This is a genomic window from Acidimangrovimonas pyrenivorans (assembly GCF_042643245.1).
Lineage (GTDB): Bacteria > Pseudomonadota > Alphaproteobacteria > Rhodobacterales > Rhodobacteraceae > Acidimangrovimonas > Acidimangrovimonas pyrenivorans.
On record NZ_JBHRSK010000007.1, the window covers coordinates 1 to 15,596 of the forward strand.

Here is a 15,596-nt window from a genome sequence, read left to right on the forward strand (position 1 = left end):
TCCGGTCACGGCTGGATGAAAGACCCGTGGCAGGTCACGTGGTCCACCTTGGTCAGCCGAGACATCCCGCCGAATGCGCAAGCCACGGCCGGGCGAGCTGGGGCGGTTCCAACGGGTGGTGGAAGAAAAATCCCGTGGCAGGTCAACGGGTTTGACAGACGGCATGCGCGGGCATCGGCGCGAGCTCGATCACCGGATTTGCCCCGATAACGATGCCGTCAACCGGTTTCGCGAAGCTATCGAACTTCCGTGATCGAGCCCCCTGGGCGGGTCAGCGATCTCAGCGCCCGAACATCGAGTTCGGGATCACGGTGGCGATGCCCGGGAAGGCGATGATCAGCAGCAGGCCGAGGATCATCGCGATCAGGAAGGGCGTCACGCCACGGAAGATCGTCATCATCGGCACCTCTGGCGCCACGCCTCTGACCACGAAGACGTTCAGGCCGACCGGCGGGGTGATCAGCCCCATCTCGACCACGATCACCGCGACGACACCGAACCAGATCGGGTCGAAGCCGAGCGTCTGGATGATCGGAAAGACGATCGGGATCGTCACCACCAGCATCGACAGCGAGTCGAGGAACATTCCCAGCACGACATAGCCCAGGACGATCAGTGCCAGCGTGCCGTAGGAGCCGAGGCCGGCCGCCGTCAGCGCCTGCCCCAGCGCATCCGGGATATGGGTCACGGCGAGGAACGGGTTCAGCACATCCGCCCCGATCACCACCATGTAGAGCATGGCCGAGGTGCGCACCGTCTCGACAAGCGCGGCGGCGAAGCCCCGGAAATCGAGCCGGCGAAGCCCGACGGCGAGCAGGAGGATCAGCCCGGCACCGATCGCCGAGGCCTCCACCGGGGTGAAGGCCCCGACATAGATGCCGCCGATCGAGAGCCCGATGATCGCCAGAAGCGGCGCCGCGCGGCCGAACAGAATCAGGCGCTCACGCAGGGCCACGTGCTGGCCGCGCGGCCCGGCCTCGGGGTTGAGGGTGGCGATGACGGCAACGGCCGCCATGAACAGGCCCATCAGCAGCAGGCCCGGCAGGATGCCGGCCATGAACAGCCGCCCGACCGATTGCTGGGTCAGGATCGCGTAGAGGACGAAGCCGGTCGAAGGCGGGATCAGGAAGCCCAGCGTGCCGCCCGCCGCGATCGCCCCGGTCGAGAGGCCGTCGCCGTAGCCGAACCGCTTCATCTCGGGGATGGCGACCTTGCCGATGGTCACGGCGGTGGCGACCGACGAGCCGGAGACCGCCGAGAACACCGCGCAGCCGAGCACCGAGGAGGAGGCCAGCCCGCCGCGGAAGCGCCCGACCCAGGCGAAGGCGGCGTCGTAGAGCGCGCGCGAGAACCCGGCCTCCGACGCGACATTGCCCAGCAGCACGAACATCGGCACCACGATCAGGTCGTAGTTCGACACCGCCTGGTAGCTTTGCGTCACCATCACCGCGCTGGCCGCCCGGCTGCCCTGCAGCAGATACATGCCGCCATAGCCCACCGCCAGCATGGCGAAGGCCACGGGGGTGCGCAGGATCATCAGCGCGAACAGCGCCGCGATGCCGAGACGCCGATCGATTCCGGGCTCACAGCGCGCGCCCCTGCTTGACGATGGCGATCATCTGGGCGGCCAGCACCAGCGCGCTCAGCCCCATGCCGGCGGCGATGGCGGCGTAGAACGGCCACAGCGGCAGCGACAGCATGTTGGTCACGTCGCCGAACTCATGCGCGTCCAGTGCCTTGGCCACGGCGCGGCGCACCAGCGCCGACAGCACCAGGAGGCTGACGATGCGCGACAGGATATCGCCCGCCAGCCGGCCGAGCCGGCCGATCGCATTGTCCAGCACGTCGACCGTGACATGCCCGCGCGCGGCGGTGCAATGCGGCAGCCCCAGCATCACCAGGGCGACCGCGGTCAGCTGCACGACCTCGTTGAGGCCGAGGATGGGCCGGGCGAAGAGGTAGCGCGACACGACGCCGGCGAAGACGATCGCCACCAGCCCCAGCAGGATCGCCGCGGCAAGACCGGCCAGGAGCCGGTTCGCCCGCTCGATCGCAGTCAGCCAGAAAGGCCCTTCCATCGCCCTGTCCTCCCCTGCGGCCGTTACTGGCCGGCCTTGAGCGCGTCGACGATCTTCTGCGCGTCGCCGCCCGCCTTCCGGACGACCTCTTCGGTGACCGGTGCCGACAGCTTGTCGAAGGCCGCGGCCTGATCGGGCGTCAGGCGAATCACCTCCTTGCCCGGCGTGGCGGCGAAGGACACGAAGCCCGCCTCGGCGACCTTGAGCTGGCTCGCCAGCCCGTTCAGCGCGGCCTGGTGCCCGGCCTTGTCGATCGCCTCCCGCTCGGCCGGCGTCAGCCCGTCATAGGCGTCCCGGTTCATGATGATGAAGAAGGGCGAGATCGTCGTCTTCATCCCCGTGGTGATGTATTTCGACACCTCGTTGAGCTTGAACGCGTTGACGCCGGTGCCGTCGATCATCGCGCCGTCGATGACGCCGGTCTGCATCGCGTTGTAGATCTGCGTCACCGGCATCGAGACCGGCGAGCCGCCCCAGGCCTCGACCAGCAGCCCCGTCGCGCGCGAGGGCACGCGGATCTTCATGCCCTTGAGGTCGGCCGGGCTGTGCACCGCCTTGTCGCGGGTGAACAGCACGTTCTCGGCATTCGACCACAGCGCCACCAGATGGACGCGGCGGTAGTCGCGACCGAACAGGGCGAGGTTCCTGTAGATGTCCTCGGTCCCGGTCTTTTCCTTCAGCACCCCCGGCAGTTCCGACAGCAGCGTCAGCGGGAATTGCGACGCGGTGTAGCCCGGCAGGCTGACGGCAAGGTCGGCGACCCCGTCGACGACCCGGTTGTATTGCTGGACCGGCCCGGCGCCCAGTTCGCCGCCGCTGTAAAGCTTCACCGTCACCTTGCCATCCGTCAGCTGTGCGACCTCGTCGGCGAAGGGCTGGAAGGTGCTGGCGACATAGGGGTGGTTGGACGGCATGAAGTTGGCAAAGCTCAACTCCCCGGCGCTGGCGATACCGGCAGTTGCCACGGCGGCGCCGAGCACCGCCGTGGCGGTGATCTTGCGTGCGAACATTGTTGGCTCCTCTCCCTGATCGGCGGCGGGCAGGGCCCGGGCCGGATGTGGGGCGAGATTTCAGCAATCCGCCGCACGGCGCCAATAGAAAGGCGCGCGGGCTTCATAAGCCCGGGCTATGGTGGAGAAGCCTTGGCCCCCTCTACGGCGCGCATCGCCGCGATCAGTTGCGATTGTGCCGGCGTGGGCTGCCAGTCGGTCCGGAAGGTCAGGCCGATGGGGCGGGAGCGCCCGGGCACCTCGATCGACAGCGCCCGAACCATGCCGCGCGAGACCTCGCCCATCGCCTGCAGCCGCGAGACACAGGCGAGATGGCGGCCGTCCTGCACCATCTCGCGCATCAGCACGACCGAGCCGGTCTCGATCAGGCTCTCGGGCCGGGCGATGCCGGCCGCGTCGAACATGGCGTCGAACTGGACGCGGGTCGGGGTGTTCTCGCGCGGGACCAGCCAGGGCCAGGCGGCAAGCTGCGCCACGTCCGGAGGCGCCGCCAGCAGGGGATGCTCCGCCCCCGCGAGAACCACCAGCCTGTCCTCGAAGAGCGGCTCCTGCACCACGTCCTCGACCGGCACGGGATCGCGCAGCGCGCCGACCAGGAAGTCGACCTCGCCGCGCCGCAGCCCGGCCAGCAGCTCTGAATAGGGCCCGTCGAGGACCTTGATCCCCAGCCGAGGCCGGTTGGCCCGGAACGCGGCGAACGCCCGCGGCAGGATATGCGAGCGCGCCAGCGGCGTCGCGCCGATGACGATGCGGCCGACCTCGCGCCCCGCCAGGTCCCCGAGTTCCGCCTCGGCCTGGGCGAGCTCGGCAAAGGCCAGCCGCGCGGCGCGGGCCAGCGCGGTGCTGGCCCGCGTCGGCATCACGCCTTGCGGGCTGCGTCGAAACAGCGGCTGTGCCGCCTCGCGCTCGAGTTGGGCGATGGCGCGATGGACGGTGGGCTGCGAGACCCCCAGCACGCGTGCGGCAAGGGTGAAGTTCCGGGTCTCGTTGGTGGCGACAAGCGCCTTCAGCTGTGGCCTTGTCGCGATGCGCGGCAGGCGCGGCGCGATCTCGGCCAGCGCCGGGTCGATCAAGGCGAAGGCCCGCACCGCCCGGCGGCGCAGGATCTCGCCGGCTTCGGTCGGAAAGAACCCCTGCGGACTGCGCTGGAACAGCGGCCTGTCGGAGAGGGTTTCGAGCTTGTTGATCGCCTGCGTCACCGCCGGCTGCGAGACGTAGCAGCGCGCCGCCGCCTGGGTGACCGAGCCGCACTCGGCCACGGCAAGGAAGACCCGCAGATGGCGCAGGTTCTCGGCGATCATAGCGCGGCCAGCACCGCGTCGAGCCGGGCGATCAGGTCGCCCTCGCCCGCATCGAGGCCCAGCGCCCCGACCCGCGCCTGCCAGTCGGCCGTGGCGGCGGACAGCCCGGGCGTGAGACCGAGGGCCGCGACGGTCTTCGCCACCTCGCGCATCTCGGCGGCGCGTCGGGGCCCGTGCACCATCATCCGTTCGAGGTTGTAGGCACCGCGCGCCGGCCAGTCGATCTCGGGGTTCGAGCCTTGCAGCGAGGCCAGCACCTCGTCCTCCACCCCCGCCCTGCGCGCCGATAGCAGGCACTCGGCAAACAGCGCCTCCATTCCCTTGATCATCACCGAGCGGATCATCTTGATGGAAGAGGCGCTGCCGACCCGGTCGTCGATCAGCCGCGCCTCCATGCCGAGGCTGTCCAGCAGCGGCAGCGCCCGCGCCGCCCCCGGGCCCGAGACCAGAAGCGGCACCTTGTGCAGCTTCGGATGCACCGGCGCCATGATCGCCATGTCGACATAGTCGACCCCGGCGGCGGCCAGCACATCAGCCGCCCGCGCCTTGGTCTCGGGCGCGACCGAATTGCCATCGAGCCACAGTGCCCCCGGCGCGATCACCGGCGCCGCCGCCTCGGCCGCCTTGCCGGCCTCGTCCGCCGTCACCAGGCTGAACACCGCCCCGGCCCCGCCCAGCACCCCGGCGTGGTCGCCGCAGGCAACGCCGAACCCCTCCGCCCGGGCCCGCAACGCCGGGGCCTGTGCCGGATCGTCCAGCTTCCGGTCATAGGCCGCGACCCCCTTGCAGGTCTCGGCGCCCCAGCCCTGCGCGAAGGCCGCGGCCGCCTCGCCGAAGCCGATGAAGGCGGTGGGCCGCCCGGTCGATGCGCCTGTCATGATCTGTCCTCCCGGCCCCCGGATGATGCCGGCCACTGTCGCCCGGGCGGGCCGGATTTCCAATCCCCCTATAGCTGGAACTTATGACCCAGGCCGGCTTTCTGAATTGCTTCCCGGGGGGCTCGGGGTGCCTAGTTCGGGCCAACACGAGCAAGGAGGTCCGAATGTCCGCGAAAACCGCTCCCAGGACAGCGCTGGTGATTTCCGCCCATGCCGCCGATTTCGTCTGGCGCTGCGGCGGCGCGATCGCGCTTCACGCCGAAATGGGCTACCAGGTGACCGTCGCCTGCCTGTCCTTCGGCGAGCGCGGCGAGAGCGCGCGGCTGTGGAAGGAGGGCAAGAGCCTCGACGAGGTCAAGGCGATCCGCCGCGGCGAGGCCGAAGCCGCGGCGCAGGCATTGGGGGCGCATGACCTGGTCAGTTTCGACCTGGGCGACTACCCGCTGGAACTGGGCCGCGACGACAAGATGAAGCTGGTCGACCTGATCCGCCGGGTCCAGCCGCGTTTCATGCTCAGCCACAGCCAATACGATCCCTACAACACCGACCACATGTATGCGACGCAGGTCGCGCTCGAGACCCGGATGATCGCCCAGGCCTGGGGCCACAACCCGGGCGAGCAGGTGCTGGGCGCGCCGCAGCTCTACCTGTTCGAGCCGCACCAGACCGAGCAGATGGGCTGGAAGCCCGACACCTTCCTCGACATCACGCCGGTCTGGGACAGGAAGCGCGCGGCGATGGAATGCATGAACGGCCAGGTCCACCTGTGGGACTACTACACCCGTGTCGCCCAGCAGCGCGCCAACCATTTCAAGCGCAATTCGGGGGGCCAGTCGGGCGGGCGCGACTGCAAATATGCCGAGGGCTTCCAGTCGATCTTCCCGCGCACCGTCGACGAGCTTTGAGGAGAAGCAGATGTCCGAGCCCAGCAATCCGTCCTTCGACATCGCCCATCTCGGCCATGTCGAGATGTTCACCGACCGCTATGACGACAGCCTCGATTTCTTCACCCGGGTCTACGGGCTGAAACTTTCGGGAGAGGACGCCACCAGCGCCTATCTGCGGGCCTGGGACGATTACGAATACGCGACGCTGAAGCTGACGCGGGCGGACAGCACCGGTGTCGGCCATATCGGCTATCGCGCCGCCTCGCCCGAGGCGCTGGCGCGTCGGGTGAAGGCGATCGAGGCCTCGGGCTACGAGGTGATCGGCTGGCATGACGGCGACCTCAGCCACGGCCGCGCCTTCCGCTTCGAGGACCCGTTCGGCCATGTCTTCGAGATCTACTACGACACCAACTGGTATGAGCCGCAGGTCGAGGCCGAGAAGGCGGCGCTGAAGAACACCGCCAGCGCCTTCACCGGGGCCGCGCCGCGCCGGCTCGACCATCTCAACCTGCTGGCCGAGGACGTCACCGCGTTCCGCCGTTTCATGGAGACCTGCCTCGGCAGCCGGGTGACGGAATACATCCAGCTCGACAACGGCCGGCTCGGCGGTTGCTGGTTCACGGTCAACAACAAGACCTACGACCTCGCCTGCACCGAGGAGCACGGCGGCGGGCAGGCCCGGCTGCACCACGTCACCTATGCCACCGACCAGCGCGAGGACATCCTGCGCGCCGCCGACATCTTCCTGCAGAACGGCGTCCATATCGAGACCGGCCCGCACAAGCACGCGATCCAGGGCACCTTCTTCCTCTATGTCTGGGAGCCGGCCGGCAACCGGGTCGAACTGGCCAATGCCGGCGCCCGGCTGATCCTCGCCCCCGACTGGCAGCCGGTCTGCTGGACCGAGGCCGACCGCGGGAAGGGCCAGGCCTGGGGCCTGAAGACGATCGAGACCTTCCACACCCATGGAACGCCCCCCGTGAAGAAGGAGCCCTGAGATGCCCGTCGTCGTCCAGAACATCCCCCGCGCCGATCCGGCGGTTATTGCCGGACTGGCCGAGGCCGGGGTCGCCACCGTGCACGAGGCGCAGGGCCGCCGCGGCTGCCTCGCCTCCTACCTGCGCCCGATCTATGCCGGCGCCGCCATCGCCGGCCCGGCCGTCACCATCTCGGCCCCGCCCGGCGACAACTGGATGCTGCATGTCGCCATCGAGCAGCTCCGAGAGGGCGACATCCTCGTCCTCGCCCCGACCTCGCCCTGCGACAACGGCTATTTCGGCGACCTGCTGGCGACCTCGGCCCGGGCCCGCGGCTGCAAGGGGCTGGTGATCGACGCCGGGGTGCGCGACATCCGCGACCTGACCGCGATGGGCTTCCCGGTCTGGTCGAAAGCAATCTCGGCCCAGGGCACGGTCAAGGAGACGCTCGGCTCGGTCAACGTGCCGGTGATCTGCGCCGGCCAGGCGATCGAGGCCGGCGATGTCGTGGTGGCCGATGACGACGGCGTCTGCGTCGTCCGCTGCGCCGAGGCCGAGGAGGTGCTGGCGGCGGCGAAGACGCGGCTCGCCAGCGAGGAAAGGAAGCGCAAGCGGCTGGCGGCGGGCGAGCTGGGGCTCGACCTTTACGACATGCGGCCGCGACTGCAGGCCAAGGGTCTGAAATACGTCTGACGCGGCCGGGGGTTTCACCCCCGGACCCCCAGGATATTTCCGTGAAGATGAAAGGGAAAGGAATGCGCGAGGAGGATGGGATTGCCTGTCTTTGGATGCGGGGCGGGACGTCGAAGGGGGCGTATTTCCTCGCCGCCGATCTGCCGGCCGATCCGCAGGCGCGCGACGACCTTCTGCTGCGGATCATGGGCAGCCCCGATCCGCGCCAGATCGACGGCATCGGCGGCGCCGATCCGCTGACCTCGAAGGTGGCGATCCTGTCGCCGTCCTCGCGGGCCGATGCCGATGTCGATTACCTCTTCCTGCAGGTCTTCGTCGACCAGCCGCTGGTCTCGGACGCGCAGGCCTGCGGCAATATCCTGGCCGGCGTCGGCCCGGCGGCCATCGAGCGCGGGCTGGTGGCGGCGCGGGATGGCGAGACGCCGGTGCGCATCCACATGCTGAATACCGGCGAGATCGCGGTGGCCCGGGTCCGGACCCCGGGCGGCGATGTGCGCTATGACGGCACAGCCGCGATCGACGGCGTGCCGGGGACGGCGGCGCCGGTGGCGCTGATGTTCCAGAGCCTCGCCGGCGCGATGTGCGGCGCGCTGCTGCCCACCGGGCGCGGGGTCGACGAGATCGACGGCATCGCCTGCACGCTGATCGACAACGGCATGCCCTGCGTGGTGATGGATGCCGGGGCCTTCGGGCTGACCGGTGCGGAAAACCGGGAGGAACTGGAAGCCGACGCGGAACTGAAGGCGCGGATCGAGGCGATCCGGCTGCAGGCCGGGCCGATGATGACCCTTGGCGACGTGGCCGACAAATCGGTGCCGAAGATGACCCTGGTCTCGGCCCCGCGGGCGGGCGGCGCGATCGCCACCCGCAGCTTCATTCCCCACCGCGTCCATGCCTCGATCGGCGTCTTCGCGGCGGTCTCGGTCGCCACGGCTTGCACGCTTCAGGGGTCCCCGGCGGCGGCGCGGGCCGTGCTGCCGGCGGATGGCCGTTTCCGGATCGAGCATCCTTCGGGCGCGGCGGAGGTCCTTCTTGAGCGCGACGCGGCGGGCGCGGTGATCGGCGCAGGAACCCTGCGCACCGCGCGCAAGCTCATGGACGGGCGGGTCTTTCCCCGTCGCTGACTGGCGCCCGAGACGCGACGCGGTGCATGGCGAAGGCCCCAACGGCCGTCATTGCCAAGGGAGCACGCCGCCCGAAGCGAATAGCCCCGCGTCGCTCGGAAGAGGTGTTGCTCAGAAGGGGTAATGCTGCTGAGGGTCCTCGACGGTGATCCAGCGCAGGTCGGTGAACTCGGCAATCGCCGCGCGCCCCCCGAAACGGCCATAGCCCGACGCCTTGACGCCGCCGAAGGGCATCTGCGGCTCGTCGGCGACGGTCGGACCGTTGATGTGGCAGATGCCGGTTTCGAGCCGGTTGGCCAGCGCCATCGCCCGCTGGATGTCGCGGCTGAAGATCGCGCCCGACAGGCCGTATTCGGTATCGTTCGCCACCGCGATAGCCTCGTCGTCGCCCCTCACGCGGATGATCGACTTGACCGGGCCGAAGCTCTCCTCGGCATAGATCCGCATGTCCTTCGACACCCCGTCGATCAGCGTCGCCTCGACGATGGCGCCCTCGCGCCCGCCGCCGGCGACCACCATCGCCCCCTTCTCGGTGGCATCGGCGATCAGCGCCTCCATCTTCTCGGCCGCGCCCTCGCTGACCAGCGAGCCGAGCACGACCTGGCCGCGCGGGTCGCCCGCCGGCAGCGCCTTGGCCCGCGCCGCCAGCTTCAGCACGAAGGCGTCGGCGACCTTGGCGTCGACGATGATCCGTTCGGTCGACATGCAGATCTGGCCCTGGTTCATGAAGGCACCGAAGATCGCCGCGTTCACCGCCCCGTCGAGATCGGCGTCGTCGAGCACGATCAGCGGCGCCTTGCCGCCGAGCTCCAGGAGCGACGGCTTGAGGTTCTCGCCCGCCAGCCGGCCGATGATCCGCCCGACCGCCGAGGAGCCGGTGAAGTTGACATGCTTGACGGCGGGATGGGCAATCAGCGCCTCGACCACCGCCGGCGCGTCCTCGGGCGCGTTGGTCATCACGTTGAGCACCCCGGCCGGCACCCCGGCCTCGGCGAAGGCCTCGCCGATCAGGCGGTGGGTGGCCGGGCACATCTCGGACGCCTTCAGCACCACGGTGTTGCCGCAGGCGATCGGCATCGCCACCGCCCGCGTGCCCAGGATCACCGGCGCGTTCCACGGCGCGATGCCGAGGCAGACCCCCTTGGGTTTCGCCACGCCCATCGCCAGGGTGCCGGGCTTGTTCGAGGGGATGATCTCGCCGCCGACCTGCGTCGTCATCGCCGCCGCTTCGCGGATCATGCCGGCGGCCAGCATGACGTTGAACCCGGCCCAGGGCGCCGTCGCCCCGGTTTCCGCGATCATCGCCTCGGTGAAGGCCCCGGCCCGCGCCTCGAGCGCGTCGGCCGCCTTGAGCAGCAGCGCCCGGCGTTCGCCCGGGCCGGTCTGCGACCAGCTTTCAAAGGCGGCGGCGGCCGAGGCGACCACGGCCTCGACGTCCTCCGCCTTGCCCGCCGCCGCGCGGGTGGCGACCGCTCCGGTCACCGGGTCGATCCGTTCGAAGCTGGCGCCGTCCGCGGCCGCCATGTCTTCGCCGTCGAGCAGGAATCCGATGTCTTTCACCTCAGCCTCTCCCTTGCTGATAAGTCGTGTTCAATCCGGCAGGCAGCGGATGTCGAGCAGGGCGCATCGCCGCTCGGTCTCGATCACCTCGATCGCGCCCGCCAGGGCGCCGGGCAGATCGCCCGCCTTGTCGACCCGCCGCGCCCAGGCGCCGCTGGCCTGCGCCGTCAGGGTGAAATCGGGCGAGGGCCGCAGCCCGGTCAGCGGCATGTGGTTGGCGCGGCTGGCATGGCCGTCGGGGTAGAGCCCCGAGACCGCGCCGCGCACCGCGCCCCATTCGGCGTTGTTGAGGATGACGACCAGCACCGGCAGCTCCAGCGCCTCGGCAATCTGGTGGCAGACCGTCGGGTTGGCGAACATGTAGCTGCCGTCGCCCAGCGTCGCGACGCAGAGCCGGTCGGGATCGGCCAGCTGCGCCCCCAGCGCGCAGGGGAAGGACCAGCCCAGCCCGCCCGAATGCGGCTCCTGGAACCACGATTTCGGCTCGCGCCGCTCGAGCACGCCGAGGATGGTGCCGAGTTCCGAGAACACGCTCGAGGTCTTGTCGGCCAGCGCCTCGCTGAGGCAGCGGCTGACCCAGGCCTTGGTGATGCCGGCGGCGGTGTCGGCCGCGGCGGCCTGCGCCAGCGCGGCGCGGGTCTTCTCGGCCTTCGCCGCGATCCGCACCCGGCGGCCGGTCAGCGCCGCGGCGTCGCGGTCCCAGCCGTCCATCGCCGCCACCAGAGCCGGGATCGTCGCCGCGCTCTCGCCGGCGATGGCGAGGTCGGAGCGGAAGTTGCGCACCGGATAGCGCGAGAAGATCGGGTCGGGGCCGATATGGATCACCTTGGCGCCCTCGGCCAGCGGGTGGCGGTCGGGCCACCACGGCGCCAGGCAGTCCAGCACCACGACCACGTCGGCCTCGGCCAGCCACGGGCCGGGATCGGCGCCGACATGGCAGGGATGGTCGGTCGGGATCGCCAGATGGGTCGCCCACCACGAGCAGACCGGGATCGCCCAGTCCTCGGCCCATTGCGAGAACAGCGCGAAGCTCTCGGCATCGCCGGCCCCGCGCTGGGCGATGACCAGCGGCCGCTCGGCCCTTGCCAGCCATTCCGCCGCCTGCGCCACCGCGCCGGGATCGGGCGCGACCGAGACCGGCCGCATCGTCGGCGACGCCTCCAGCCCCTCAGCGGCGACCGGCTCGCACAGCACCTCGCGCGGCAGCGACAGGTAGGTCGGGCCGCGCGGCGTCGACATCGCGATGGCATGGGCGCGGTCGAGCAGGCCCGAGATCTGCTCGGGGAATTTCAGCTCGTAATCCCACTTCGCCGCCTCGCGCACCAGCGCCGTCTGGTCGCGCATCTCCTGGCCCCAGCCGATCGGCACGGTGCGGGCGCCGAAGCGGTCCTGCTCGGTCGCCGGGGTTCGGCCCGACATCAGCAGGACGGGCACATGCTCGCAGGCCGCGTTGAGCGCGCCGATGGCGCCGTTGGCGAGACCGACATTGGTGTGCAGCATCACCGCCTGCGGCTTGCCGGTCATCAGGTAATAGCCATGCGCCATGCCCATCGCCGCGTGCTCGTGCGGGATCACCAGCGCCCTGGGCAGGGAAATGCCCTTGGCGGCGGCCTCGGCCAGCCCCTCGATGATCGGCGGGAAGTCGGTGCCGGAATTGGCGAAGACGTAATCGACGCCCAGCGCCTTGAGCCGCGGGAAGATCGCCCCGCCCGCCGTGACCGTTTGCGCCTTGCTCACCGTGCCGTCTCCTTGCTTGTCTTCATTCGCACCGGTCGCGACACCGGGATCACGTCGGCCGGCAGCCAGCGCCGGATCAGCCCCCACAGCCCGCGCGGCTCGACCAGCACCACGGCGATCGACAGCGCGCCGAGGAGGATGAAATGCCACACCCCGATCTCGGACAGGTATTCGCGGATCAGGAAGAACACCACCGTGCCGATGATCGGGCCCTCGAAACTGCCGATGCCGCCAATGACGACGATGAAGATGACATAGACCGTCCAGTCGGTGATCGAGAACGAGGCCGGCGGCGCGATGCGCAGTTTCTGCAGGGTGATGACCGCCCCGGCGAGGCCGAGGAACGGCGCCGTCCACAGGAAGCACAGCACCCGCAACCCGATCAGGTTGACGCCGACGACGCCGGCGCCCTCCTCGTCGTCGCGCATCGCCGTCAGCCCCAGCCCGATCCGCGACCGCATCAGCAGCCAGGTGGCGACCAGCGCCGCCAGCGCCAGCGCGAAGGCGAGCCAGTAGATCGTGGCGTAGCGGTCGGCGACGCGGTGGCCGAAGCTGCGCACCACCGAGACCGGCAGGCTGACGCCCGAGCCGCCGCCGAAGGCGGAAAGCTTGCCGGCGCCCAGCATCAGGGTCTCGGCCACCACCCAGCTGCCGACCGCCAGGTAGGCGGTGCGCAGGCGGAAGATGATCACCATCACCGGCAGCGCCACGATCAGCGCGACGCCGGAGGAGAGCAGGATCGACAGGTAGGGGTTCACCCCGGCGATCACCGCGAAGCCGAACAGCGCATAGGCGCCGACGCCGACGAAGGCGTGCTGGCCGACCGAGACGATATCGGCATAGCCCGCCAGCAGGTTCCACATGATCGCGATGGTCAGCAGCGACAGGAACTCGGTCAGCACCGCGATATCGCGCACGGCGAACAGGCTCGGCGCGACGGCCAGCGCCGCCGCCGCGGCCAGCAGCGCCAGGCGGGCAAGGTAGACGATCCAGAGGCGGTTCGAGGCGGTCATGGCGGGCTCAGTATTTCGGGAACAGGCCCTGGGGCCGGGCAAGGAAGATGACGAGGAAGGTGATATGGCCGGCCAGCAGCTGCCAGCCGACATCGGCCTGCGCCCCCAGCGCCTGGGCGACGCCGATGATGATGCCGCCGATCAGCGTGCCCCACAGGCTGCCCAGGCCGCCCAGCACCACCGCCTCGAAGGCGATCAGCAGGCGGCTGGGGCCGGCGGTGGGATCGAAATTGGTCCAGATCGACATGAAACCGGCCGAGATCGCGATGGTGACGCCGACGATGCCCATCGCGATGGCATAGATCCGGGCCGAGGGCAGGCCGACGAGATCGGCCGTCGCCGGGTCGTCCGAGACGGCACGAATGCGGGCGCCGAGCCGGGTGCGGTAGAGCAGCCAGTCGAGCGCGATCACCATCGCCACGGCGGCGGCAAAGATCGTCAGCGGCAGCAGGCCGACATTGATCCCGGCGCCGATCTTCAGCGTCGCCGTCTCGAAGGCGCCGCCCGAGACCTTGCGGGTATCGGCGCCGAAGACCCCCAGCAGCCCGTTCTGGGCGATGATCGACAGCCCGAAGGTGACCAGGATGATCGGCAACACGCCCTGCCCCAGCACCCGCTGCAACAACAGCCGCTGCAACAGGTAGCCGGCGGCGAAGGCGACCGGCATCGCCAAGAGCGTCGCCAGCAGCGGGTCGAGGCCGAGCGCGGTGGTGAAGGTGAGGATCAGGAACGAGGCCAGCACGATCAGGTCGCCATGGGCGATATTGACGAAGCGCATGATGCCGACCGACAGCGACAACCCCATCGCATACATCGCGTAGAGCCCGCCGACGAGCACGCCCTGCACGATCTGGTTGATCAATCCGTCCATGCCGTCACATCCCGAAATAGTGGCGCGCGACCTCGTCGCGGCTGGTCTCGGCCGGCCGGCCCGACAGGTTCACTTTGCCTTCCAGCAGGCAGTAGAACCGGTCGGCCACGGCCAGCGACCGGGTGATGTCCTGCTCGACGATGACGATGCCGATGCCGCGGTCGCGGATCTCGGGGATGATCTCGTAGAGCCCGTTGATGATGACCGGGGCGAGGCCGAGGCTGATCTCGTCGCAGAGCAGCAGCTTGGGATTGGCCAGCAGGGCCCGGCCCAGCGCCACCATCTGCTGCTGCCCGCCCGACAGGCTGCGCACCATCTGGCCGCGGCGCTCGCGCAGGATCGGGAAATACCCGTAGACCTGATCGAAGCCGATCTCGCCCTCGCGGCCGACCTCGCGGCCGATCATCAGGTTTTCCTCGACCGTCAGCGACGGGAACAGCCGCCGGCCCTCGGGCACCAGCGCGATGCCGGCCCTGGTGGTCTCGGCGGTCGAGCGGGCGGTGATGTCGTCGCCCTCGAAGCGGATCGCGCCCTCGATCCGGTCGGCCTGGCCGACGATGGCCTTCATCAGCGAGGATTTCCCGGCCCCGTTGGCGCCGATGATCGAGACGATCTCGCCCGCGCCGACCTCGAGGTCGATGCCCTCCAGCGCCCGGAACGGGCCGTAGAAGACCGAAAGGTCCTGGATGCGCAGCATCGGTTCAGCCATCAGTCCACCGCCCCCAGGTAAATCTCCTGCACCTTCGGGTCGGCCAGCACCGCGTCCGGCGCCCCGTCGGCGATGAAGCCGCCGCCATGCAGCACGGTCAGGCGGGTGGCGGCGCTTTTCAGCGCGTGGATGACATGCTCGATCCAGACGATGGTCATGCCGCGGTCGCGCAGCCCGTGCAGGATCTCGAGCAACGTGCCGCATTCGTGGTCGGTCAGGCCGCCGGCGATCTCGTCCAGCAGCAGCAGCCGCGGGCCGCAGGCCACCGCCTTGGCCAGTTCCAGCCGCTTGAGATCGAGCAAGGACAGCGCCCCGGCCTTCTGCCGCGCGCAATGGGCCAGACCGGTGAGGTCCAGCACCTCCGCCGCCCGCCCGGCCGCGGCGCGCATCGACTGGCCGCCGCCATGGACGGCGGCGGTCAGGACGTTCTCGAACACGGTGATGTCGGTGAAGGGCTTGGGCACCTGGAAGGTGCGGCCGATCCCGGCCCGGCAGCGATGCCAGGGCCGCAGCTTGTCGATCCGGCGGCCGCCGAACACCACCTCGCCGGCGGTCGGCCGGTAGACCCCGGTGATGACGTTGAACAGCGTCGTCTTGCCGGCGCCGTTGGGGCCGAGCACGCCCAGCACCTCGCCCTCCTCGACCGCCAGATCGAGACCGTCGAGCACATGCAGGGCGCCGAAATGAAGCGACAGGCCGGAGAGCTGAAGCATGAACGAACCGTAGGCAGGGAAGACAGAGCCGCCCGCAGCCCGAAG

Annotated in this window: 15 protein-coding genes; 4 read left to right on the top strand and 11 right to left on the bottom strand. The window is 69.8% G+C overall.

The genetic code is table 11. From position 1 onward, the window contains the following. Positions 1 to 280 precede the first annotated feature (280 nt). From ACFOES_RS10355 to ACFOES_RS10375, 5 genes are all read right to left on the bottom strand, one after another. Complete coding sequence (locus tag ACFOES_RS10355; protein ID WP_377833554.1) at positions 281 to 1,576, bottom strand: TRAP transporter large permease; 1,296 nt, start codon at positions 1,574 to 1,576, stop codon at positions 281 to 283. A 7-nt stretch (positions 1,577 to 1,583) separates the two neighbouring features. Further along, positions 1,584 to 2,078, bottom strand: a complete 495-nt coding sequence (locus ACFOES_RS10360) for a TRAP transporter small permease (RefSeq protein ID WP_377833197.1) — start codon at positions 2,076 to 2,078, stop codon at positions 1,584 to 1,586. 23 nt (positions 2,079 to 2,101) lie between these two features. Continuing rightward, a complete protein-coding gene (locus tag ACFOES_RS10365) occupies positions 2,102 to 3,088 on the bottom strand; it encodes a TRAP transporter substrate-binding protein (protein WP_377833198.1) in 987 nt (328 codons plus the stop codon). Positions 3,089 to 3,204: 116 nt separating this feature from the next. Beyond that, entirely contained in the window at positions 3,205 to 4,389 is a 1,185-nt protein-coding gene (locus ACFOES_RS10370; RefSeq protein ID WP_377833199.1) for a LysR family transcriptional regulator, read from the bottom strand. Next, positions 4,386 to 5,267: an NAD(P)-dependent oxidoreductase gene (locus ACFOES_RS10375; RefSeq protein WP_377833200.1), complete on the bottom strand. Its 882-nt coding sequence runs from the start codon at positions 5,265 to 5,267 to the stop codon at positions 4,386 to 4,388. The genes ACFOES_RS10370 and ACFOES_RS10375 overlap by 4 nt, the downstream gene beginning before the upstream one ends. Before the next feature lie 164 nt (positions 5,268 to 5,431). Between ACFOES_RS10375 and ACFOES_RS10380 the strand changes: the two genes are divergently transcribed. The 4 genes from ACFOES_RS10380 (at position 5,432) to ACFOES_RS10395 (ending at position 8,948) form a co-directional block, all read left to right on the top strand. Continuing rightward, the gene (locus ACFOES_RS10380) at positions 5,432 to 6,172 is read left to right on the top strand and encodes a PIG-L deacetylase family protein (RefSeq protein WP_377833201.1); all 741 of its coding nucleotides are present in this window, start codon (positions 5,432 to 5,434) and stop codon (positions 6,170 to 6,172) included. 10 nt (positions 6,173 to 6,182) lie between these two features. Continuing rightward, positions 6,183 to 7,151 (top strand): VOC family protein, encoded by a 969-nt coding sequence (locus ACFOES_RS10385; protein ID WP_377833202.1) that lies wholly within the window; start codon positions 6,183 to 6,185, stop codon positions 7,149 to 7,151. Between the two features lies 1 nt (position 7,152). Next, positions 7,153 to 7,824, top strand: a complete 672-nt coding sequence (locus ACFOES_RS10390) for a 4-carboxy-4-hydroxy-2-oxoadipate aldolase/oxaloacetate decarboxylase (protein WP_377833203.1) — start codon at positions 7,153 to 7,155, stop codon at positions 7,822 to 7,824. Between the two features lie 62 nt (positions 7,825 to 7,886). Next, on the top strand, positions 7,887 to 8,948 hold the full coding sequence (locus ACFOES_RS10395) for a 4-oxalomesaconate tautomerase (RefSeq protein ID WP_377833204.1): 1,062 nt from the start codon (positions 7,887 to 7,889) through the stop codon (positions 8,946 to 8,948). Between the two features lie 111 nt (positions 8,949 to 9,059). Here ACFOES_RS10395 and ACFOES_RS10400 read toward each other — a convergent pair whose 3' ends face one another. From ACFOES_RS10400 to ACFOES_RS10425, 6 genes are read right to left on the bottom strand one after another with little or no spacing between them, the layout of a single operon-like run. Beyond that, positions 9,060 to 10,508, bottom strand: a complete 1,449-nt coding sequence (locus tag ACFOES_RS10400; protein WP_377833205.1) for an aldehyde dehydrogenase — start codon at positions 10,506 to 10,508, stop codon at positions 9,060 to 9,062. 30 nt (positions 10,509 to 10,538) lie between these two features. Further along, a complete protein-coding gene (locus ACFOES_RS10405) occupies positions 10,539 to 12,245 on the bottom strand; it encodes a thiamine pyrophosphate-requiring protein (RefSeq protein ID WP_377833206.1) in 1,707 nt (568 codons plus the stop codon). Further along, positions 12,242 to 13,258, bottom strand: coding sequence for a branched-chain amino acid ABC transporter permease (locus tag ACFOES_RS10410; RefSeq protein ID WP_377833207.1), 1,017 nt, complete (start codon positions 13,256 to 13,258; stop codon positions 12,242 to 12,244). The genes ACFOES_RS10405 and ACFOES_RS10410 overlap by 4 nt, the downstream gene beginning before the upstream one ends. Before the next feature lie 7 nt (positions 13,259 to 13,265). Beyond that, positions 13,266 to 14,129 (bottom strand): branched-chain amino acid ABC transporter permease, encoded by an 864-nt coding sequence (locus ACFOES_RS10415; protein ID WP_377833208.1) that lies wholly within the window; start codon positions 14,127 to 14,129, stop codon positions 13,266 to 13,268. 4 nt (positions 14,130 to 14,133) lie between these two features. After that, positions 14,134 to 14,838 carry an ABC transporter ATP-binding protein gene (locus tag ACFOES_RS10420; RefSeq protein WP_377833209.1) on the bottom strand — a complete coding sequence of 235 codons (705 nt, stop codon included), beginning with the start codon at positions 14,836 to 14,838 and terminating at the stop codon, positions 14,134 to 14,136. Further along, a complete protein-coding gene (locus tag ACFOES_RS10425; RefSeq protein ID WP_377833210.1) occupies positions 14,838 to 15,551 on the bottom strand; it encodes an ABC transporter ATP-binding protein in 714 nt (237 codons plus the stop codon). Before ACFOES_RS10425 ends, ACFOES_RS10420 begins: the two co-directional genes overlap by 1 nt. Positions 15,552 to 15,596 lie beyond the last annotated feature (45 nt).

Coding starts and splice junctions, on each gene's coding strand:
- ACFOES_RS10360 (WP_377833197.1), bottom strand. CDS start 2,078: ATGGAAGGGCCTTTCTGGCTGACTGCGATCGAGCGGGCGAACCGGCTC.
- ACFOES_RS10365 (WP_377833198.1), bottom strand. CDS start 3,088: ATGTTCGCACGCAAGATCACCGCCACGGCGGTGCTCGGCGCCGCCGTG.
- ACFOES_RS10370 (WP_377833199.1), bottom strand. CDS start 4,389: ATGATCGCCGAGAACCTGCGCCATCTGCGGGTCTTCCTTGCCGTGGCC.
- ACFOES_RS10375 (WP_377833200.1), bottom strand. CDS start 5,267: ATGACAGGCGCATCGACCGGGCGGCCCACCGCCTTCATCGGCTTCGGC.
- ACFOES_RS10380 (WP_377833201.1), top strand. CDS start 5,432: ATGTCCGCGAAAACCGCTCCCAGGACAGCGCTGGTGATTTCCGCCCAT.
- ACFOES_RS10385 (WP_377833202.1), top strand. CDS start 6,183: ATGTCCGAGCCCAGCAATCCGTCCTTCGACATCGCCCATCTCGGCCAT.
- ACFOES_RS10390 (WP_377833203.1), top strand. CDS start 7,153: ATGCCCGTCGTCGTCCAGAACATCCCCCGCGCCGATCCGGCGGTTATT.
- ACFOES_RS10395 (WP_377833204.1), top strand. CDS start 7,887: ATGCGCGAGGAGGATGGGATTGCCTGTCTTTGGATGCGGGGCGGGACG.
- ACFOES_RS10410 (WP_377833207.1), bottom strand. CDS start 13,258: ATGACCGCCTCGAACCGCCTCTGGATCGTCTACCTTGCCCGCCTGGCG.
- ACFOES_RS10415 (WP_377833208.1), bottom strand. CDS start 14,129: ATGGACGGATTGATCAACCAGATCGTGCAGGGCGTGCTCGTCGGCGGG.
- ACFOES_RS10420 (WP_377833209.1), bottom strand. CDS start 14,838: ATGGCTGAACCGATGCTGCGCATCCAGGACCTTTCGGTCTTCTACGGC.
- ACFOES_RS10425 (WP_377833210.1), bottom strand. CDS start 15,551: ATGCTTCAGCTCTCCGGCCTGTCGCTTCATTTCGGCGCCCTGCATGTG.